The organism is Streptomyces sp. NBC_01463, assembly GCA_036227345.1.
Classification (GTDB): Bacteria; Actinomycetota; Actinomycetes; order Streptomycetales; family Streptomycetaceae; genus Streptomyces.
On sequence record CP109468.1, the window covers coordinates 6379773 to 6400017 of the forward strand.

At 72.2% G+C, this 20245-nt stretch carries 18 protein-coding genes; 10 read left to right on the forward strand and 8 right to left on the reverse strand.

Annotation, left to right across the window (positions count from 1 at the left end):
* Window positions 1–7 precede the first annotated feature (7 nt).
* Entirely contained in the window at window positions 8–2803 is a 2796-nt protein-coding gene (locus OG521_28135) for a hypothetical protein (GenBank protein ID WUW24421.1), read from the reverse strand.
* Between the two features lie 409 nt (window positions 2804–3212).
* On the opposite strand from OG521_28135, the gene OG521_28140 reads away from it, so the two are divergent.
* The 5 genes from OG521_28140 (at window position 3213) to OG521_28160 (ending at window position 7537) form a co-directional block, all read left to right on the forward strand.
* The gene (locus OG521_28140) at window positions 3213–3422 is read left to right on the forward strand and encodes a hypothetical protein (GenBank protein WUW24422.1); all 210 of its coding nucleotides are present in this window, start codon (window positions 3213–3215) and stop codon (window positions 3420–3422) included.
* Window positions 3423–3541: 119 nt separating this feature from the next.
* Entirely contained in the window at window positions 3542–4099 is a 558-nt protein-coding gene (locus OG521_28145) for a hypothetical protein (protein WUW24423.1), read from the forward strand.
* A gap of 121 nt (window positions 4100–4220) precedes the next feature.
* The gene (locus tag OG521_28150) at window positions 4221–4754 is read left to right on the forward strand and encodes a redoxin domain-containing protein (GenBank protein WUW24424.1); all 534 of its coding nucleotides are present in this window, start codon (window positions 4221–4223) and stop codon (window positions 4752–4754) included.
* Window positions 4755–4870: 116 nt separating this feature from the next.
* On the forward strand, window positions 4871–6811 hold the full coding sequence (locus OG521_28155; GenBank protein WUW24425.1) for an ABC transporter ATP-binding protein/permease: 1941 nt from the start codon (window positions 4871–4873) through the stop codon (window positions 6809–6811).
* Between the two features lie 69 nt (window positions 6812–6880).
* The gene (locus tag OG521_28160; GenBank protein ID WUW24426.1) at window positions 6881–7537 is read left to right on the forward strand and encodes an SGNH/GDSL hydrolase family protein; all 657 of its coding nucleotides are present in this window, start codon (window positions 6881–6883) and stop codon (window positions 7535–7537) included.
* Window positions 7538–7559: 22 nt separating this feature from the next.
* Here the strand turns inward: OG521_28160 and OG521_28165 are convergent, their stop codons facing one another.
* On the reverse strand, window positions 7560–7943 hold the full coding sequence (locus OG521_28165; protein ID WUW24427.1) for a VOC family protein: 384 nt from the start codon (window positions 7941–7943) through the stop codon (window positions 7560–7562).
* A 176-nt stretch (window positions 7944–8119) separates the two neighbouring features.
* Window positions 8120–8782: a TetR/AcrR family transcriptional regulator gene (locus OG521_28170; GenBank protein WUW24428.1), complete on the reverse strand. Its 663-nt coding sequence runs from the start codon at window positions 8780–8782 to the stop codon at window positions 8120–8122.
* A 125-nt stretch (window positions 8783–8907) separates the two neighbouring features.
* Here OG521_28170 and OG521_28175 point away from each other — a divergent pair, with 125 nt between their 5' ends.
* On the forward strand, window positions 8908–9984 hold the full coding sequence (locus OG521_28175) for a ScbA protein (protein WUW24429.1): 1077 nt from the start codon (window positions 8908–8910) through the stop codon (window positions 9982–9984).
* Complete coding sequence (locus OG521_28180) at window positions 9981–10922, forward strand: NAD-dependent epimerase/dehydratase family protein (GenBank protein ID WUW24430.1); 942 nt, start codon at window positions 9981–9983, stop codon at window positions 10920–10922. The genes OG521_28175 and OG521_28180 overlap by 4 nt, the downstream gene beginning before the upstream one ends.
* A 19-nt stretch (window positions 10923–10941) precedes the next feature.
* Here the strand turns inward: OG521_28180 and OG521_28185 are convergent, their stop codons facing one another.
* The 3 genes from OG521_28185 to OG521_28195 form a co-directional block, all read right to left on the reverse strand.
* Complete coding sequence (locus OG521_28185; GenBank protein WUW24431.1) at window positions 10942–11826, reverse strand: PhzF family phenazine biosynthesis protein; 885 nt, start codon at window positions 11824–11826, stop codon at window positions 10942–10944.
* A 99-nt stretch (window positions 11827–11925) separates the two neighbouring features.
* Complete coding sequence (locus OG521_28190; GenBank protein ID WUW24432.1) at window positions 11926–12393, reverse strand: lamin tail domain-containing protein; 468 nt, start codon at window positions 12391–12393, stop codon at window positions 11926–11928.
* Window positions 12394–12552: 159 nt separating this feature from the next.
* Window positions 12553–13326 (reverse strand): SDR family oxidoreductase, encoded by a 774-nt coding sequence (locus OG521_28195; protein WUW24433.1) that lies wholly within the window; start codon window positions 13324–13326, stop codon window positions 12553–12555.
* Window positions 13327–13635: 309 nt separating this feature from the next.
* Here OG521_28195 and OG521_28200 point away from each other — a divergent pair, with 309 nt between their 5' ends.
* Window positions 13636–15264, forward strand: coding sequence for an alkaline phosphatase D family protein (locus OG521_28200; protein WUW24434.1), 1629 nt, complete (start codon window positions 13636–13638; stop codon window positions 15262–15264).
* A 19-nt stretch (window positions 15265–15283) separates the two neighbouring features.
* Here OG521_28200 and OG521_28205 read toward each other — a convergent pair whose 3' ends face one another.
* A complete protein-coding gene (locus OG521_28205; protein WUW24435.1) occupies window positions 15284–16288 on the reverse strand; it encodes a Gfo/Idh/MocA family oxidoreductase in 1005 nt (334 codons plus the stop codon).
* Between the two features lie 78 nt (window positions 16289–16366).
* On the opposite strand from OG521_28205, the gene OG521_28210 reads away from it, so the two are divergent.
* Window positions 16367–17692 (forward strand): multidrug effflux MFS transporter, encoded by a 1326-nt coding sequence (locus tag OG521_28210; protein WUW24436.1) that lies wholly within the window; start codon window positions 16367–16369, stop codon window positions 17690–17692.
* Window positions 17693–17718: 26 nt separating this feature from the next.
* Here OG521_28210 and OG521_28215 read toward each other — a convergent pair whose 3' ends face one another.
* Window positions 17719–19038, reverse strand: coding sequence for a hypothetical protein (locus tag OG521_28215; GenBank protein ID WUW24437.1), 1320 nt, complete (start codon window positions 19036–19038; stop codon window positions 17719–17721).
* A gap of 187 nt (window positions 19039–19225) precedes the next feature.
* Here OG521_28215 and OG521_28220 point away from each other — a divergent pair, with 187 nt between their 5' ends.
* Window positions 19226–20242 (forward strand): small ribosomal subunit Rsm22 family protein, encoded by a 1017-nt coding sequence (locus OG521_28220; protein WUW24438.1) that lies wholly within the window; start codon window positions 19226–19228, stop codon window positions 20240–20242.
* Window positions 20243–20245 lie beyond the last annotated feature (3 nt).

Sequence of the window (20245 nt, forward strand, 5' to 3'; positions counted from 1 at the left end):
GACCCCGTCACTCCTCCTCCGCCAGCGTCTGTGCTGTCGAACCCGTCCGGAGTGTCCGCGCGGGCAGCGCCGCACAGGCGACGGTGGTCAGGACCGCCGCACCGGCCACGGCTCCGGCGACCCATCCGAGTACCGGGCTGTACCCGCCGGTCAGCGCCGAGCAGGCGCAGAGCGCGAGTCCGGCGCCGGCCACCGCCCCGGCGGTGGCCGTGAGGGCCGCCTCGCTGAGCACCAGCCGGGTGAGGGAGCCGTCCGGCCAGCCGGTGGCCCGCAGCAGGGCGTACTCGGCCGCGCGGTCACGGATGTTGGTGTAGAGGACGTCGGCCACGCTCGCTGCGCCGAGGAAGGCCGTGATCGCGGCGGCGACGTAGTCGGTCGTGCGCACCTGGACCGTGACGGCGTTCCCGAGCAGGGAGCCGGCGACCTCCCCCTCGAACGCGGCGCCGATCCCGATGAGGATCACCAGCGCCGCCACCCCGCCGGCCAGCGCCGTCGCGCCGAGCGCCGTCCGCCCGGGCACCCGGCGTACGTTGGCCCAGGCGAGGCTGGAGACGCCGGTGACCTTCGTACGGTGGGCGCGCGCGCTCACCGAGGGGCGTATCGCCTCACCCGGGTGGGAGCGCGCGGACTGCAGGGCCGGCCACAGCGAGGCCAGAGCGGCCAGCACCACCGCCGCCGGAATCGCGAGGAGCGCCCGCGACCACTGCACCTCCACCCCTGCCAGGGCCCCCGCCGGCACGGCCAGTGCGGCTCCGGCCAGCCCGGCCACCGCACCGATCGTGACCACCTCGGCCAGGATCAGCGCGAACAGCTTCCGGGCCGGCCAGCCCACACAGGCCAGCACCCCCAGCTCGGTGCGGCGGGACCGCACCGCCGCGGACGTGGCCCCCGTGACGAACAACGCGCACACCGCGAGGACCAGCACGAACAGGACGAGGGACTTGCGGTCCACCGCGTCGGCGATCGCGGTGGCCACCCCCTTGCGGGACCACATCTGGCGAAGAGTCAGCTCGGGGCGTCCGAACTTGCCGGCCGGGTTGACGACGTCGACGGCGGTCGGTGAGGAGCCCATGGTGATGTCGACGGCCAGCCCGGTGCGGGTCCGGATCTGTTCCGCGGCCAGCCGTACCCGTTCGCGGGAGAGGGCGTCGGTGCCGAGGGTGCCGTCCAGCCTGACGCGGATCACGCTGATCGGCTTGGAGGTGTTCACGCCACCCTGGCGGTCGATCCCGCTGAACTGCCTGGGGTCGTGGAAGAGCGGCAGGGAGGAGAGCGTGGTGATCATGGAGGGGGCGACCGACAGGAGACCCGCGACGTTGCCGTTGGGCAGCAGCGGCTTGCCCTTGAGCGCCGCCTTGGAGGCCGCGTCGGCGCCTTCGGCCTGCGGAGGGAAGAACGTCTCCAGCGGCACCGCACCGAAGCGGCTCTGTCCGGCCGTGAGCCGGTCGGGATCGAAACGGCCGATCGGCTTGATCAGGGGCATGGGCTCATCGGTGGTGTTGCTGCCCACGTACATGTGCGAGACGTGCTGGTCCAGCGACCGCAAGGCCGTGTCCCCGAGATCGGATCCGTCGCCCAGCTCGCCCTCCCCCAGGTCAGGTTCCTGCATGGGGCCCTGCCGGACGGAGCGGGCGGCCAACTGGTCGCCGGAGGAGGCGTAGGTGACCGGGGAGGCGCTGAGGAAGTAGCTCAGGTTGCTCCAGGCGAACGGCTTTCCCGGTGACAGGTCCTGCTGGCCGAGCCCGCGGCTCATGGCCTCGTACGCGGCGTCGGACGTGAACTCCACGCTGTGGCTGCGCAGGGCGGGAGCGCCGGGCAGCGACCGGGCCAGGGTGCCCGAGTTCTCTCCCGAGGAGATGTGTTCGGCCGCCTCGGGGGAGAGTTCCTCGACCTCGACGCGCAGCTTCTCCTCGACCGGGGACCGGTCGGCCAGCAGCACCGGGACGTCCGCGAACCGCGAACCGTCGCGCTCGACGACCGCCGTCTTCTGGTCCGGTGCGAAGTACGAGCCCTCCAGGACCGCCTTGTCCAGGCCCACCAGGCGGGCCTCCTGGACCGGATCCACCGCCGCCACCAGATACGGGAAGCGCCACGTGACGTAGCCGATGCCGGCCGGGGGGTCGATGCCCGTCCCGGTGGCCTTCGGACTGGCCGCGCCGGGCTGGTTGACGTTGTTGCGCGCGTGGGTGGACCCGCAGGCGGGGACCAGGCCCTCGGCCCGATTGGTCTTCGGGTCGTTCCCCGTCGCCACGCTGCAGACCTGCCGCCGTTCCCCGTCCGCGCCGACCAGATCGATCTGCCCGCTCAGCTCCGTGCCCTTCCCGCTTCCGCCCTGTTCGCTCTTCGGGTGATCGAGCCGCTGCGGCGTCACGTAGAGGTAGGAGCTCTCGGCCGGGACCGTCGTCAGGCCCCGCTCGGAGATCAGCTCCGGCTTCAGGCGCCAGAGCTGGGCCTTCCCGCCCGGGCGGACGAACTTCGATACGTCGACCGGCAGATAGACGGTCGACGGCATGTAGCCGACGACGGCGACGGGTGCCGCGACCTGAACCCCCGGGACCTTCAGGATCCGCTGCCACTGCTCCTGGCTGATGCCTCCCTGGAGGTCGCTCAGCGCTGTGGCCGAAACCAGCTTCTGCTGTGTTTCGAGCCGGGACCGCGCTCCGGGTGGCCGCACCAACAGGTCGTACGCGCCACGGGAGTTCGCTGCCACCGTGCCCCGGACCTCAAGGCGCTGACGGCCCGCGGTCGCGGTCAGCACGGTGAAGGAGGTGACCGCCACGACCAGTGCGACGAGCAGTGCCACCGCCCGTCCGGACCGGAATCCGATCTGTGCCCTGACCGTGTGCCACACGAGCTCCCCCTGGCTGGATCGGCGGCCGCCCCCCCGGTGCCGCGTCCGTCGCAGGCCGAAGCCGGGCAGTCGCTTGTGCCTGACGGGAGGAGATGTTCACACCGGGAGTCCGGGAGCGTCAATACGATGCACGCACCTATCGGATCAACGTGCCTGTTATGCGCCCCAGTTGGCGATATGTGATGCCCTGGGATCCAGAATTCATGATCCTTTCATTAAGTGCTTGTTTTTTTGCGTCGAATGCACGCAGGGTTGCAGGGCTCGATGAGTAATTGCACAACTGCAAGGCCGGTTCACCCGCTGCCGTGATGCGTCCGCGGTGTGCACCGGGACCACGGATCAACCGACCTGAGGAGTTTGCATGCTTCGCACGTTCGACCGGGTGGGCGACCGGATCCTGCGGGCAGTCCTGCCGGCCGCGAAGGCGTCCGCAGCCTGCTGGGACCCATGGAAGACGATCTTCGCCAGCTCGACCTACGTCCTGCAGCAGCGCAACGCCTGTACCGGCAGCGCACGGCAGTGCCGGGTCAGCATCAGCGGGGCGCCCTACCAGTCGGCCACCTGCCCCTGAGCAGCGGCTGACACGCTGACGCGGTAGTACGGGACCGCGTCGAATCGGCAGCGCGTGGGGGGCGACCGCAATTCGCCCCCCACGCGCCTTCGACAGTATCCGGCGCGAACGGAGGCATCGTGTCAGCCGTGTGGTTCTGGGCGCAGTTGGAGGCCCGTCTGGTCCTGGCGATGGTCTTCGCGCTCTCCGCCGCGGCCAAGGTCCGGTCCCCGCGGGCGTACGGGGAGTTCCGTGAAGCCGCGGTGGCTCTTGGGGGCCCGCTCGCATCCAGGGTGATCGCCTTCGGGCCGTCGTCGCCGCTCCTGACGGCGGTGCCGGCGGCCGAAGGCGCGCTGGCCGTGCTGCTGCTCGCGCCGGCCACCGCCGCCACGGCCCTCATGGGGGCGCTCGCCCTGCTGCTGGTCTTCAGCCTCGTGCTGGCCCGGGCCGTGCGGCGGGGGACACAGGTGGCCTGTCACTGTTTCGGCAGCTCCCGCGCGCCCGTCCGTGGGGCGCAACTCCTGCGCAACGGAGTGCTCGTGGTGGTGGCCTGCCTGGGCCTGGCCGGCACATACGCGGACGGCGTGGTTCGTCACCCCGCCCCGGCCCTGCTCGTCGCCCTCGTGGCCGCGGCCGCGCTCAGCTGGGTCGTGGTCCTGTGGGACGACCTCACGGAGCTGCTGGCGGGCCCGGCCTGACGTACGCCCGACCGGCGCGCGTCCACGCTGCCGGGCGATCGCGCCGCCATCCCCCTCAGCCGGCTTGCCGCCCCCGGCTTCACCCCCGACCGTTCCTGCCCATCCGGAGGAGATTTCCGCCATGACTGTCCTGACGGCCGCTGTCGTCGTACTCGGTCTGCTCTGCCTGCTCAACCTCGCCGTGAGCACCGCGGTGATACGCCGGCTCCGCCTCCTCGGCATGCCCGTGGACCCTGCCTCAGGAGGCGGCCCGGCGATCGGCAGCCCCGTGCCCGCCTTCGACGTCATGGCCGATGACGGCACCTCGCTGACCCCGGACTTCCTCCGCGGGCGACGCACCCTGATCGCGTTCCTTTCCACGACCTGCTCGGCCTGCGTGGACCACGCTCCGGAACTGGCTCTGCGTGCGGCCGAGTTGGAGAGTTCCGGCACGCAGGTGCTCCTGGTGCTGCTGGACGACGGCGCGGACGCGCGTGGCCTGCGCAAACTCCTCTCGCCCGTCGGGACCCTGCTCACCGGCGAGAACGCGCTCGCGTTCATGACCGCCTGCCAGGTCGACGCGACCCCGACCTACTGGCTGACGGGCGAGGACGGCACCCTGGCCGCGGAGCTGCAGGATCTCGACTCCCTGCCGCTGCCCCTGCGGGCGGACTGAGACCCTTGACCGCCCACGACCTCCGGGCCACGAGCCCGCACCCGAAGAACCGGCGTTCCAGGAGCACGCGAACCGAGAGCCCCGGCGGCCGCCTTCCGGGCGGAGCCGGGCCACGGTTGCGTACCGCACGCGCGGCCTCCGCCCCTTCCGCCCTTCGCCTGCTCCGCAGCTCCTGCCTGCTGTATCTGCGTGCCGCACCCGGTCCGGCCGCGCTTCTGCTCCTCACCGCCGTGCTGTCCGGCGCCGCACCCGTGGTCACCGCCTGGGCGGCCAAGGCGATCCTGGACCAGCTGGGACGCCACGGGGGTCCTCCGCTCTGGGTGTCCGTCACCGTCCTCTCGGTCACCGGGGCAGTGGTCGCGATCGCGGCGCAGACCGCTCAGTACGGCGACAGGGAGGCGGACCGGCTGGTCACCCTCCACACGCAGACCGAACTCTTCACCGCGGTCAGCCGTGCGCAAGGACTCGCCGAGCTGGAGGACCCCGCCTTCCAGGACCGTCTGCAACTCGCCAGACAGGCCAGCCAGACCAGTCCCCAGCTCGTGGCCGGCATGGTGCTCGGCACGGTGCAGAGCATGCTGACCGTCGGAGGATTCGTCGCCGTCCTGTGGGCCTTCTCCCCGCTCATCGCTCTTCTGGTGCTCTCCGCCACCCTCCCGGCGCTCTACGCCCAGGTGAAGCTGGGCCGCCGGCGGAGCGACATGGCGCAGCTGGTCACTCCCTTCCTCCGGCGCCAGATCTTCCACGCGGCCCTGCTGACCGACGTGCGGGCCGCGAAGGAGATCCGCCTGTACGGACTCGGCCGGTTCTTCCGGGAGCGGATGCTCGGCGACCTGGGATCGGCCCAAGCGGGTGAGCGACGCGTGGACCGGACCGTCCTTCGGGTCGAATCCGCCCTCGCCCTGCTGTCGGCAGGCCTTGCCGGGGTCTCGATCGCCATCGCCGTGCACCTGATCGACACGGGGCGGGGGAGCATCGGGCAGCTGGCGATCGTCACCGCGGCACTCGCCACCGTCCAGCTGACCATCTCCTCACTGACCGGGGTCTACGGCACCATCAGCCAGTCCCTGACACTCTTCGGCCACTACAGCGAGCTGGTCGGTCCGGGCCCGGCACCGGCCGGTGATCTGTGCGAGGCGCCGCCCCTCACCGAGGGCATCGCCCTTCGCGACGTCTGGTTCCGCTACCACCCCAGCCATGAATGGGTCCTGCGCGGAGTGGACCTGGAGATCCGCCCCGGCGAGTCCGTGGCCCTCGTGGGCCTGAACGGCGCGGGCAAGTCCACGCTCGTCAAACTCATGGCCGGTCTCTACCGGCCGACGCGGGGCGAGGTCACCTGGAACGACACCGACCTGTCGGCCGTCGACCTGACCTCGCTGCGGCGCCGCATCGGCGTGGTGTTCCAGGACTTCATGGCGTACGACATGTCCGCCGCCGACAACATCGCCATCGGCGACCTCGGCGCTGCCGGGGACCGGCCGAGGCTGCGCAGGGCGGCCGACCGGGCCGGCATCGACACCGTCCTCCACGCGCTGCCCCACGGATACGACACCTGGCTCAGCCGGATGCACCTGCCCGAGCCCGCCCCGACCACCACGGTGGGCCGCGGGCGACGCCGCCTGTCACGCTCCGCACCCCCGGAGCCGGAACCGGACCCGGCTCCGGACAGGACGGGTGTGCTCCTGTCCGGAGGCCAATGGCAGCGCGTCGCCCTGGCCAGGGCACTTCTGCGGACCGATGCCGACCTGCTGATCCTCGACGAACCCTCCTCCGGGCTGGACCCGGTCGCCGAGCGCGAGATCCACCTCGGACTCCGGGAACACCGGCGGGGGCGGAGCAGCCTGCTCATCTCCCACCGGCTCAACACCGTCCGCGACGCGGACCGGATCCTGGTCCTGGAGCAGGGCCGGGTGGTGGAGGAAGGCACGCACTCCGCCCTTCTCGACCTGGACGGAAAGTACGCGCACATGTTCCGCTCGCAGGCGGACGGCTACCAACTGGCGGACGAGGAGCAGACCCGCCCCGGCCACAAGGATCTCCCCGGCGCGTGTAGTTGACTGCTCACCCGGGGGTGCGGCTCGTCACGGGCCCCCGGACCGGTCCATTTCGACGCCAGGACGGCAGACATGCACATCAAGGGTTCCGACACACTCCTGTTCATCGGTGACTCCATCACCGACGCGGGCCGCGACCGGGCGGACTCCGCCTCGCTCGGCAACGGATACGTCGACGCGGTCGCGCAGACCCTGCGGGAGCGTGCGCAGGGCGGAACCGCCACCGCTCCCCGCGTGATCAACCGGGGGATCAGCGGCAACCGCGTGTACGACCTCGAATCCCGCTGGGCCACCGACTGCATAGGACTCCGGCCCACCGTGGTCACGGTCAAGATCGGCATCAACGACACCTGGCGGTACTACGACAGCGGGCTCCCCAGCCCGGTCGACGCGTTCGAGGCGTGCCTCGGCGGGCTGCTCGCGGACACCGCGGAACAGCTCTCCGCGCGGCTCGTCGTCATCACCCCGTTCCTGCTGCCGGTCACCCCGGAGCAGGAGGGCTGGTTCGAGGACCTGGCGCCGCGCACCGACGCCGTCCTCCGGGCCGCCCTGGCCCACGGGGCCGACGTGGTCCGCGCGGACCACGTCCTGAACCGTGCGGCGCAGGAGCGGGAGGCCGTGGAGCTGGCGCGCGACGGAGTCCACCCGAGTCCGCTCGGGCACCGGCTGATCGCCGACGCCTGGCTGGCCGCGGTCGACGCGGCGGAACCGGAGCCGCAGCGGCAGTAGCCCCGTGAGAGAGCCGGCCGGCTCAGGAGTGCCGGTGGCTCAGCACGTTGATGACGCGCCCGTTGGGATCCCGTACGAAGAAGCGGCGCACGCCCCACTCCTCGTCGCGCGGGCCGTACACGATCTCCGCGCCGCTGTCCGTCATCGCGGTGTACGCGGCGTCCACGTCCTCCACCTCCACGCTCAGATCCGGGGTGACGGGACCGGTCAGGTCGGCGGTCATGACGCTGATCTGGGCCGTGGGGTGGGAGGGCGAGGCGAGGGTCATGATCCAGCCGTGGTTCATGACCTCCTCGAAGCCCAGGAGCCCGTAGAAGTCGGCGCTGGCCCGCAGCGCCGCGGGGGCGTCGGCGGTAGCGTCGGCGGGGCCGGCCGGGATGTTGGGGACGACACGACGGACGGACATCGGCTGCTCCTGCCGGACGGCTGACGGTGGGGAACCGACAATACGGAGCGGAGGGCGGATGGGGTCGGCACCGGACCGGGGAACGGTCTTGGAGACGGCCGTGGCCGGTCCGGGCGGACGAGTGGTTGCGGACCGTCCGGTTTGGTTTCGGGTCGTCAGGAGGCCCGCCGGGTGGGTCAGTTGGGGGCGCCGACCTGGCTCGGTACGGTTTCGAGGCTCCGGAGCAGACGCTCACCGCGGTCTTCGGCCATGTCCAGCGTGGCCAGGACGGCCGGCGTGGACAGGCTCGGCAGTACGTAATGCAGCAGGACCGAGATCCGCCGGCCCAGGTCCTCGCGGTTGGACAGGACCTGGGACATCACCTGGATGCCGGAGAACGCACCGGCCAGCATCTCGGCGGCCTCGCCCGGATCGACGTGCGGCAGCAGCTCGCCCTGGCCCTTGGCCGCTATCAGCAGGTGTTCGAGCCGGTCGATCCAGCCACGGAACGGCGTACCCCGGTCGAGGCCTTCCACGGCCTGGTCCATGGCCAGGCCGACGCTAGCGCGGACCAGGGGCTCATGGCGCAGCCGGTAGGCGAGGAGCATGCCCTGGTCCACCAGCTCCTGGAGCTTCGTCAGCTGCGGCGGCAGCGGATCGCTGTGCAGCTGGATGTCCATCACCCCGAGCGCGAGATCCTCCTTCGAGGCGAAGTGGAAGTACAGCGCGCCCTTGGTCACCCCCGCACGCGCCAGGATCTCGCTCAGCGTGGCACTGCTGTAGCCGCGCTCGTCGAACACGTCGGCGGCCGCCACCAGGATCGACCGGCGGGTTTGGATCGCGCGCGCCTGCTGTGCCATCAGCTTCTCTCTAGTGGTGGCGTGGTCGTGGCCACAGGGGGTTGGCTGGAAAGAAAAACGGGGCTGTCAGTATCTTACTGCGGGGCGGCTCGGCCCCTTGACTCGGATCCACTTGGGGGAACTTCATGGTTCAGCTCACCTCACGCAGCGCTTCGATGTCGGTGGAGAGCGCCGAGCACGCCGGTCACTCCGCGGGCACCGGCCGTGACGAGGCCTCCGCCGCCGCAGGACAGGGGGCCGCCCCCGTCGCGGGTGCGGAGGAGCCCGGCGCCAGAGGCGGCTCACCCGACCGGCTGAGACAGCTGGTCCACCGGACCGACCGGCAGGACGTCTTTCCCACCGGCCTGACCCGGCTCACCGACACACAGTTCTCGGTGTCGGCCCACTGGCCGCGGGACCACCGGTTCTTCAGCCCCGTCGACGGACGCCACCAGGACCCGCTGCTCATAGCGGAGACCATGCGGCAGACGACGATGCTGATCGCCCACGACCAGTTCGGGGTGCCGGTCGGCGACGCCTTCGTGATGTGGGAGCTGCGGTACACCTCCGTGTCCGGACGGCTGGAGCTGGGCGACGACCCCTGGGACATCACGGTGGACGTGTCCTGTTCCCGGATCCGCCGCCGCGGCCGGAGCCTCGGCTCCATGCACCTCGAACTCCTCCTGCACCGCCACGGCACCGTACTCGCCTCCGGCGGCGGCCGGATCAGCTGCACATCGGCCGGGGTCTACCAGCGGATGCGCGGCCACCGCGCCGCCGTGCTCGGCACCCCGATACCCCTCCTGCCCGCCGTCGCCCCGAGCACGGTCGGCAGGACCTCCGAACGGGACGTCGTCCTCGCACCCGCCCCCGATCCCGGCACCTGGCTGCTGCGGCTCGACACCCGGCATCCGACACTCTTCGGCCGCCCCAACGACCATGTGCCGGGCATCCTCCTGCTGGAGGCGGCCCGGCAGGCCGCACACGCCATCGCCCCCGGCCGGACCTTCCTGCCCACCGAGATGCAGGCCGACTTCCTGCAGTACGTGGAGCTGGACCGCCCCTGCCTGATCGAGGCCACCCCGCTCCCCGCCGACGAGGAATCGCCCGCCGGCGTACTCATACGGGCCGTCCAGGACGGCGAACCCGCTTTCACCTGCACCCTCCGCGCGCCGGACCCCCACCGGGCCGGCGCCGGCGACGCCCGGAGCGACCTCTCATGACCCCTCGCATCCTCATCACCGGAGCAGCCGGCTTCATCGGCAGCCGGGTGGTCTCCGCCGCCCTCGCGACGCCCGGCGTCCGGCTGCGCCTGATGACCCACCGGACCGCGCCGGACGTCCCCGCCACGACGGCACCCGGGTCCGGCTTCGAGACCGTGTACGGGGATCTCGCCGACCCCGCGTCGCTGCGCGGCAGCTGCGACGGCGTCGACGCCGTGATCCACTGCGCCGCCCAGGTCGGCTCGGACGAACCCACCGCCCGCACCGTCAACGACCACGGCACCCGTGGCCTGGTCGACGAGGCCGTGCGCGCCGGAGCCGGCCGGATCATCCAGCTCGGCACCGCGGCCGTCTACGGCCGCGGCCCCTTCGCTGCGCTGCTCCCCGGCGAGGCCGAGCCCGCCCCGGCCTCCGCCATAAGCCTCACCCGGGCCGCCGGCGAGAAGCACGTCCTGGCGGCCGGGGGAGCGGTGCTCCGCCCGCACATCGTCCACGGGCCGGGGGACCGGTGGGCGATTCCCGGGCTGGTCGCCCTGTTGCGGTACCTGTCGGCCGCCCCGGCCGGCTGCGACGCGCGCCATTCGCTGATCGATGTGGAGACCCTGGGCCGTGCCCTGCTCGGGGCGGCGCTCGCACCCGAGGCCCCGGCCGGTGTCTACCACGTCAATCACCCCGACCCGGTGACCTGTTCCGAGCTGCTGTCGACGGTGCTGGGCGAGCTCGGACTGCCCTGGGCCGGTACGGAGATCGGGCTGGACGAGGCCCGTGCGCGGCTGGCCGGTGTGCCGTACGCCAAGCACCACTTCGAGATGCTCACCGTGGACCACTGGTTCGCCGACGGACGCGTCGGCCGGGACCTCGGCTGCCCCCCGGGCCCGGACTTCCGCACGTCCTTCGCCGCGCACGCCCCCTGGTACCGGGAGTTCCTCGCCCGCTGAGGCCGGCCGCGGCGGGCCGTCAGGCGCCGGCCGGTGCCGGGATCGCGGTGCCGGTACCGCTCACCCGTACCCGGGCGTCGCCCGCGCGCAGGGTGACGGTCAGGGTGCCGGGGCGGCCCATGTCCTCCCCCTGGTGCAGCGTCAGTCCCGCGGTCTCCGGGACCTGGGACAGGGCGCGCAGGTACGCGCCGAAGGCGGCCGCCGCGGCTCCCGTCGCGGGGTCCTCGACCACACCGCCGACCGGGAACGGGTCGCGGACGTGGAAGACGGTCTCCGAGGCCCGCCACACCAGCTGGAGCGTGGTCAGGTCCAGCCGGTGCATGAGCGCTTCGAGGCGTGCGAAGTCGTAGGAGAGCGCGGCCAGCCGCTCACGGGTCGCGGCGGCCAGCACCAGATGGCGGGCGCCCGCGTAGGCGATCCGGGGCGGCAGTGCCGGGTCGAGGTCGGCGGCCGGCCAGTCCAGGGCGGCCAGCGCCTCCGTCACGTCCTCCGGGGCGACCTCGGTGACGTGCGGCTCCACGCTGGTGAGGGTCGCCCGCAGTTCGGCGCCCTCGCGGGCGACGGTCACCGGCACCGGTCCGGCGGCGGTGCTGAACTCCAGGTCGCCGGGGCCGTCCCGCTCGGCGAGCGCCAGCGCGGTCGCCACGGTGGCGTGTCCGCAGAAGGGAACCTCGGCCTTCGGGCTGAAGTAGCGGATCAAATAGCCGCGCGCGCCGGGCGCCGACGCCTCGGCCGGACCGGTCAGGAACGCCGACTCGCTGTAGCCGAGTTCCGCCGCGACGGCGAGCATGCCCGCGTCGTCCAGAGCGGACGCGTCCAGCACGACCCCGGCCGGATTGCCGCCCTCCGGGTCGCTGGAGAAGGCGGTGTAGCGCAGGATCGCGGTCTCGGGAAGCTCAGTCATGTGCGGCACAACCGTGCCGCGGTCCGGGGCATTCCCCCCTGGTCCCGCCCGCCCCCTCACCGGGCGGGACCCGGATGCCCGCGGACCGCGGCGGGCGGGTCAGTGGCAGTTCCTGGTGCCCTTGCTCGCCTTCGTCCAGGAGCAGGAGTCGAGGAGCTTGCCATTCGGCTTGATCAGCCGCGCCTTGTCACCGGTGTTGTTCCACACGTACGAGCCGCGGTTCCAGTACACGTGGCCCGAGCTGTTCTTCGCCTTGCCGGTGTGGACCCGGACGGTCCTGCCGGCGCCGACGGCGTAGGAGGGGAAGGTGTAGGTGTATCCGGTGTTGTCCTTCAGCCGGTAGCCCTTGAGCTGCACCTTCGCCTTGGTGTTGTTGTGGATCTCCACCCATTCGGCGTTGAGCGAGGTGGTGGACCGGGTGTCCTTGCCGGGGCTGTCGTACTGGATTTTCCCCAGGTGCACCCCGCCCTGGTGCTTCGCGGCCGAGGCCGGGGTGGCGAGGAGCAGGGAGCCCGTGAGGGCGGTGGTGACGGCGAAGGCGAGGGGCACCGCGGTGCGTATGCGCATGCTGTGTTCCTTGTGTGGAGTTCCGGTGAAGAACTGTGAGCATAAGGGCAGCACGCGCTTGCCGGACCGGGTGGGGCGCCGGTCCGGCGGGTATCGGTCGTTTCCGGTGTGAGGGCCGGTCAGTTGTGGTCGCTCGGAGTCGGTTCCGGCCCGGATCCGTCAGCCCCGGCCCACGTACGGCATCGCCGTCGCCATCACCGTCATGAACGGGATGTTGGCCTCCAGCGGCAGATCCGCCATGTGGACCACCGTCCTGGCCACGTCCGCGGCGGCCATCACCGGCTCCACGGCCAGTTCGCCGTTGGCCTGGAGGATGCCGGTCTGCATCCGTTCGGTCATCTCGGTCGCGGCGTTGCCGATGTCGATCTGTCCGCAGGCGATCCGGTACGGGCGCCCGTCAAGCGAGAGCGACTTCGTCAGGCCGGTGATGGCGTGCTTGGTCGCGGTGTAGGCGACCGAGTGCGGGCGCGGCGCGTGCGCGGAGACCGAGCCGTTGTTGATGATCCGCCCGCCCTGCGGATCCTGTTCCTTCATCTGCCGGTACGCCGCCTGCGCGCACAGGAACGCCCCCGTCAGGTTCACGTCGACCACCGTGCGCCAGTCGTCGTAGCCGAGGTCCTCGACCGGCACGGAGCGGGGCCCGAAGGTGCCCGCGTTGTTGAAGAGCAGGTCGAGGCGGCCGAAGCACTCCCGTACGGCGGAGAAGAGGGCGTCCACGTCGTCCGGGCGCGACACGTCGGCGGGGACGGTGATCACCCGGGCGTCCGGTCCGGCCAGCGCGGCGGTCTCGGTGAGCGGCCCGGGGCGGCGGCCCGCGAGCGCCACCGACCAGCCGGCGCCGCTCAGGGCGAGCGCCACCGCCCGGCCGATCCCGGAGCCCGCGCCCGTGACCACGGCCGCCTTCGTCGTGGAGTTCAACAGTTTGTTGCTCATGGTGCGGCAGCGTACGCCCAGCGGCCCCCGGCCCCGGTGCCGGTGGGCGCGCCGGGGTCAAATCGTGCGTCCGGACGGGGGGTTCACGTCCCCGGGGGGTGATTTCCGTGCACGGTACCGGCGATTCCCTGAGGCGGCACCCCCGGTCTTAATGATCATGGTTTTGGCCGCATACGCGGTGTTTGCCCCTGGGGATCCATTCCTGCCGCATTCCTCATCCAGGCGACGCCCGTGCGACGCGAGCACGACAACCGCCCGATGTGCCGGCCCGGTGGACTTCCCCCACATCACCAGTCAGGGGAGGGACAGATGACGTACTCATCGCACCAGCAGGAGCTGCGCGACGCGGCCCGGCACACCGGCCGCCGCCGCTTTCTCACCGTCACCGGAGCCGCCGCCGCACTCGCCTTCTCGGTCGGACTGCCGGCCGCGGGATCGGCGAGCGCCGCCGAGCTCGACGGCCGGCAGATCGGCGACGACCCGTTCACCCTGGGCGTCGCATCCGGTGACCCGCTGCCCGACTCCGTCCTGCTGTGGACGCGGCTCGCGCCCCGCCCGTTCGAGCCCGACAGCGGACTGCCCGCCGCCCGGATCGAGGTGCGCTGGGAGCTCGCCCGCGACGAGCGCTTCCAGCGCATCGTCCGGCGCGGCACCGCCCTCGCCCACCCGGAGTTCCACCACAGCGTCCACGTGGAGGTCAGAGGCCTCGACTCGGACCGGGTCCTCTACTACCGCTTCCGCGCCGGGCAGTGGACCAGCCCGGTCGGCCGGACCCGCACCGCGCCCGCCCCCGGCGCGCACAAGCGCGAACTGAGCCTGGCCGCCGTCTCCTGCCAGGCCTACCACGACGGCTACTTCACCGCGTACAAGCACCTCGCCCAGGAGGACGTCGACGTCGTCTTCCACCTCGGTGACTACCTCTACGAGTACGCCGTCACCGCGACCGGCGGGGCCCGCAACTACACCGACCGCACCCTGCCCGCCCTCTTCAACCGGGAGACGACCACGCTGGAGGACTACCGGCTGCGGTACGCCCTCTACAAGTCCGACCCCGACCTGCGCGCCGCCCACGCCGCGCACCCCTTCGTCGTCACCTGGGACGACCACGAGACCGAGAACAACTACGCCGGCGACACCCCCGAGAACAGCGTGCCGCCCGAGGAGTTCCTGATCCGCCGGGCCGCCGCCTACCGCGCGTACTGGGAGAACCAGCCGCTGCGCACCCCGCAGCAGCCGCACGGCCCGGACATGAAGCTCTACCGGCGCCTGCAGTTCGGCCGGCTCGCCCAGTTCGACATCCTCGACACCCGCCAGTACCGCAGCGACCAGGCGTACGGCGACGGCTGGCAGACCCCCGGGCCCGAGTCCGAGGACCCCTCGCGCACCCTGACCGGAGCCGCCCAGGAGCGCTGGCTGATCGACGGCTGGCGCCACTCGCGGGCCACCTGGAACGTCGTCCCGCAGCAGGTCACCTTCGCCCAGCGGCGCGACGTCCCCACCGACGCCTACAAGCTCTCCATGGACTCCTGGGACGGCTACCCGGCGTCCCGCGACCGGATCCTGCGGGGCGCCGAGGCCACCGGGGTGGACAACCTGATGGTCCTCACCGGCGATGTGCACGTCGGCTACGCCTTCGACCTGAAGCAGGACTTCGACGACCCCTCGTCCCGCACCGTCGGCACCGAGATCGTCGCGACGTCCGTCGCCAGCGGCAAGGACGGATCGGAGAAGCCCGCGAACTGGTCGAACCTCACGACCGCCAACCCGCACATGAAGTTCTACAACGGCCGCCGCGGCTACGCCGTCGTCACCCTCCAGGAGCGCCGGGCACGCGCCGACTACCGCACGGTGTCCGCCGTCACCACGCCCGGCGCCCCCGTGACGACCGCGGCCTCGTTCGTCACGGAGGTGGGCGACCAGGGCCTCAACCCGGCCTGACCGCGAGGGGCCCCAGGCCCTACCGCACCGCGCCGTCCACGGGGTAGCGGACGCCGACGCGCTCACGTACCGCGTCGAGCGTCCGCATGACCGCCAGCGAACCGTCCAGCGGCACCAGCGGCGACTCCGTCTCGCCCGCCCGGACCGCCCGCATCACCTCGGCCGCCTCGAACTGCATCCCCGTCAGGCCCTGCGGCCCGGGCCCCGAGGTGATCTCCTCGGGCTCGCCGCCCGCCCGGTGCAGCACGAAGCCCCGCGGATAGAAGAAGCCCTCCGGGAAGTCGATCCGCCCGGCCGTCCCGATGACCGTGGCGGCCGTCGGATGGTGTCCGACCAGCGAGCAGGACAGCAGCGCGGTCGCGCCCGACTCCCAGCCCAGCAGCATCCCGGTGTTCAGGTCGACACCCTCCGGCGACAGCAGCGCATCGGCCTGCACCCGGTCCGGCTCACCCAGCAGCAGCTGCGCGAACGACACCGGGTACACCCCGAGGTCCAGCAGGGCGCCGCCGCCCAGCGCGGGATCGCGCAGCCGGTGCTCGGGACCGAAGTCACCCGCGAAGCCGAAGTCGGCCTGCACGGTCCGGATCTCGCCGATCGCCCCGTCCCGCACCAGCTCCGTCATCCGCCGGATGACCGGGTTGCAGTACGTCCACATCGCCTCCATCAGGAACAGACCGCGGTCCCGGGCGAGCTCCACCAGCTCCCGCGCCTCGCGCTCGTTGATGGTGAACGCCTTCTCGCACAGCACGTGCTTGCCGGCCTCCAGGGCGAGCCCGGCCGCCTCCCGGTGCGCGGAGTGCGGCGTGGCCACGTACACCACGTCGACGTCCTCGTCGGCGACGAGCCCGGCCCAGCTCCCGTACGCCTTCGGTATCCCGAACCGCTCCGCGAACGCCTTCGCCGAGGCGTCCGTACGGGAGGCCACGGCCACCACCTCCGCATCGGGCATCGCCTGCAGGTCGGCGGTGAACGTCGCCGCGATCCCACCGGTCGCCAGCACGCCCCAACGGACAGTCCTGCTCATGCACGCTCCCAAAAAGGTATCGACCATTCCGGCTGAGCTGAGAGCATAGAGGCGGATTCAACAACTATGGAGATGAGAATGCCGGAGAGCGGCGTCAGCCGGGCCCAGCAGATACCCACCACCCACACCGCGGCCGGGGCCGGACTTCCCGGCAGGCCCGCCACCCCTCCACCCGGACCCGCCGCCACCACCGCGGCCCGGCGCACCGGACTCCTCGTCACCCTGGTCCTCGGCGGACTGACCGCGCTGCCGCCGCTCTCCATGGACATGTACCTCCCGGCGCTCCCCGCCGTCACCGACGCGCTGCACGCACCCGCGTCGACGGTCCAGCTCACCCTCACCGCCTGCCTCACCGGTATGGCGCTCGGCCAGGTCGTCGTCGGACCGATGAGCGACCGCTGGGGCCGGCGCCGCCCGCTGCTGCTCGGCATGGTCGTCTACGTCCTCGCCACCGCGATCTGCGTCTTCGCCCCGACCGCCGAACTCCTCATCGGCTTCCGCCTCGTCCAGGGCCTCGCGGGCGCCGCAGGCATCGTCATCGCCCGCGCCGTGGTGCGCGACCTGTACGACGGCGTGGACATGGCCAGGTTCTTCTCGACGCTGATGCTGATCTCCGGCGTCGCGCCGGTCATCGCCCCGGTCATCGGCGGCCAGGTCCTGCGGATCACCGACTGGCGCGGCATCTTCGCCGTCCTCACCGTGGTCGGCGTCCTGCTCACCCTGGTCGTCTGGAAGTGGCTGCACGAGACCCTGCCGCCCTCCGAACGCCACACCGGCGGCATCGGCGACGCCCTGCGCACCATGCGCGCCCTGCTCGCCGACCGCGTCTTCAGCGGCTACATGATCGCGGGCAGCCTCGCCTTCGCCGCGCTCTTCGCCTACGTGAGCGCGTCCCCGTTCGTCGTCCAGGAGATCTACGGTGCCTCGCCGCAGACCTTCAGCCTGCTCTTCGGCATCAACTCCGTCGGACTGATCGCCGTGGGCCAGATCAACGGCAAGATCCTCGTCGGCCGGATCAGCCTCGACAAGGCGCTCGGCTTCGGGCTCGGCGTCATCGTGCTGGCCGCGACGGCGCTCCTGCTGATGACGTCCGGGGTCTTCGGGGACGTCGGGCTCTTCCCGGTGGCGACCGGACTGTTCGTGCTGATGTCGGCGATGGGCCTGGCGATGCCGAACACCAACGCCCAGGCGCTGATGCGCACCAAGCACGCCGCCGGCTCCGCCTCCGCACTGCTCGGCACGTCCTCGTTCCTGATCGGCGCCGTCGCCTCGCCGCTCGTCGGGATCGCGGGGGAGGCCACGGCCGTACCCATGGCCGTCGTGCAGCTGGTCTGCGCCGTGGGCGCGCTGGTCTGCTTCCTGGCGATGTGCCGCCCCTGGCAGCAGGTGGCCGCGCGGATCTGAGGCCGCGCGGCTCCCGCCGCGGGAGGTCAGTCCTCCCGCGGGTAGCCGATCAGGTGCAGCCGGTCCTTGTCGTCGGTCCAGCGGAACAGGCCGACCCCCTCGGCGCCCTCGGCGCCGGGCATCCGCACGTTCGGGGCCAGCGGGTCCGCCGTCCCCGCCGAGATCTGCGCCTCGACCGGGAAGCCGCCGCCGGCCAGCGCGTCCGCCGCGTTGCGCACGTTCGTCGCCCCGTACGCCGTTCCGTCGTCGGTCACGGACGCCAGCGCGAGCGTCTTCGAGCCCTCGGTGTCCTCGAAGCAGAAGCCCTTGCCGTTCTCCAGGTCGAAGGCGAGGTTCCCGGCCACCAGGTAGTCGCCCGACGGGGAGACGACGGCCTGCGGGTACTGCCCCGGCGCGATCGCCGGCTTGTGGCACTGCACGGAGACCAGCGCCTTGCCCGTCTCCGCGTCGTGCACCGCCCACAGCTCATGGGTCGCGGCGAGCTTCGAGCCCTTCGCGAGCTGCCACCTCGCCAGCACCACCCCGGGCGCCACGGAGGTCGGGATGCCGCTCTGCCGGTCGGTGCCCTTGGGCGCCACGTTCCGGCTGAACCAGCCGCCCTGCACCCAGAACTCCCGGGACCCGCTCACCAGCAGGCCCTTCGAGGTCAGTCCGCGTACCTCGGTGAGCTGCTTGCAGGACGCGCAGCCCTTGGGGTACTTCAGCGCCTTGGCGGGGACCTTGGAGACCCGGCCGGTCGCCGGGTCCACCACCACGCTCGTGGACCCGCCGTCGCCGATCACGATGCCGGGGCCGGTCACGTTGACGGTCGGCACCGACCTCCACGGCACCTCGACGCGCTGCCGGCTGCCGTCCTCCACGGTGTACACGTCGAGGGAGACGATCCGGTCGGCGGGCGCCGGAGCGTCCTCGCCGACCTTTCCGTACGCCCAGGTCACGAAGTACTCCTGGTCGTCCGTGGTGACGGTGAGCAGCTTCGGGAAGTGCGTCGCGGCCGGCGGGCGCCAGGCGTCCCCGCTCCAGCCGGCCCGCCCGGTCTCCGAGTCGATGGTCCGCAGCTGGTACTCGCCCTCCGCGGTCCGCACCAGATAGGCCAGCCGCCCCGTCGTCCGGGACAGCGCGTAGTCGGGCGAGGTGCCGATGAGCTCCCAGCCGCGCTGTGTGGTGTACGCCGCCGGAACGGTCAGCTGCGTCGCCGGACCCGCACTCGTCCGCTTGGGCTTCTTCGGCTTGGCGTCGTCCTTCTTGCCGCTCCCGCCACCGCCGCCGCAGGTGGACAGCAGGAGGAGCAGGGCCAGCACCAGCACCCCGCCGACCAGGGCCAGGCGCACGACTCGCTGCCTCACTGTCCCTCCGCCGACCGGAGCCAGGCGCCCGAACTGCAGTCTCATGGTCCCCCCGATGAACATGACGCGACCTCGCGCCGGTCAGCGTAGCAACTGGTCGTAGTGGCTTCGCCGTTCGGTTCCGTAGCCGTTCCGTCCCGATTCCGTGCCGGGCCCCGGGCCGTCCGCGTCCGCCTACAATTCGTCGGTGAACGCCACCCTCCCCACCGCGAACGCCCTGCGCGCGGCCCTCGCCGGACTCCTGGACGGGCTGCCGCCCAGGCAGGCCACCCAGGCCGTCGACCGGCTCATCGCCCACTACCGGGGGACCATTCCCACCGACACCCCGGTGCTCCGGGACCGCTCGGACGTCGCCGCGTACGCCGCGTACCGGATGCCCGCGACCTTCGAGGCGGTACGGTCCGCCCTCGACGCCCTGCGCGAGGCCGCCCCGGACTGGGCACCGGCCACCCACACCGACGTCGGTGGCGGCACCGGCGCGGCGAGCTGGGCGGTCGCCGGGGCCTGGGAGGGACCGCGGACCACCGTCCTGGACTGGGCCGAGCCCGCCCTCGCGCTGGGCCGCGAGCTGGCCGGGGTCTCCGGCATCCCCGGGCTGCGGGCCGCCGAGTGGCAGCGGGCCCGGATCGGCCAGGACCTCGCCCTCGGCGCCACCGACCTGGTGACCGTCTCCTACGTGCTCAACGAGCTCACCCCGCAGGCCCGCACCGCGCTCGTCGACGACGCGGCCCGCGCCGCGCAGGCCGTCGTGGTCGTCGAAGCGGGCACCCCCGACGGCTACGCGCGCATCATCGAGGCCCGGGACCGGCTGACCGCCGCCGGGCTCACCGTCGCCGCCCCGTGCCCGCACAGCGACGCCTGCCCGATCGAGCCGGGCACCGACTGGTGCCACTTCTCGGCCCGGGTCAGCCGCTCCTCGCTGCACCGGAAGGTGAAGGGCGGCTCGCTGCCGTACGAGGACGAGAAGTTCAGCTACGTGGTGGCCACCCGCTTCACCCCGCGGCCCGTGGCGGAACGGATCACCCGCCGGCCGCAGATCCGCAAGGGCCAGGTGCTGCTGGAGCTGTGCACCCGCGACGAGGGCCTGCGGCGGGCCACGGTCACCAAGCGGCACGGCGCGCTCTACCGCGCCGCCCGGGACATCGACTGGGGCGACGCCTGGCCGCCCCCGCAGGACCCGGACCAGGAGCCCTCGGGCCCCTGATCC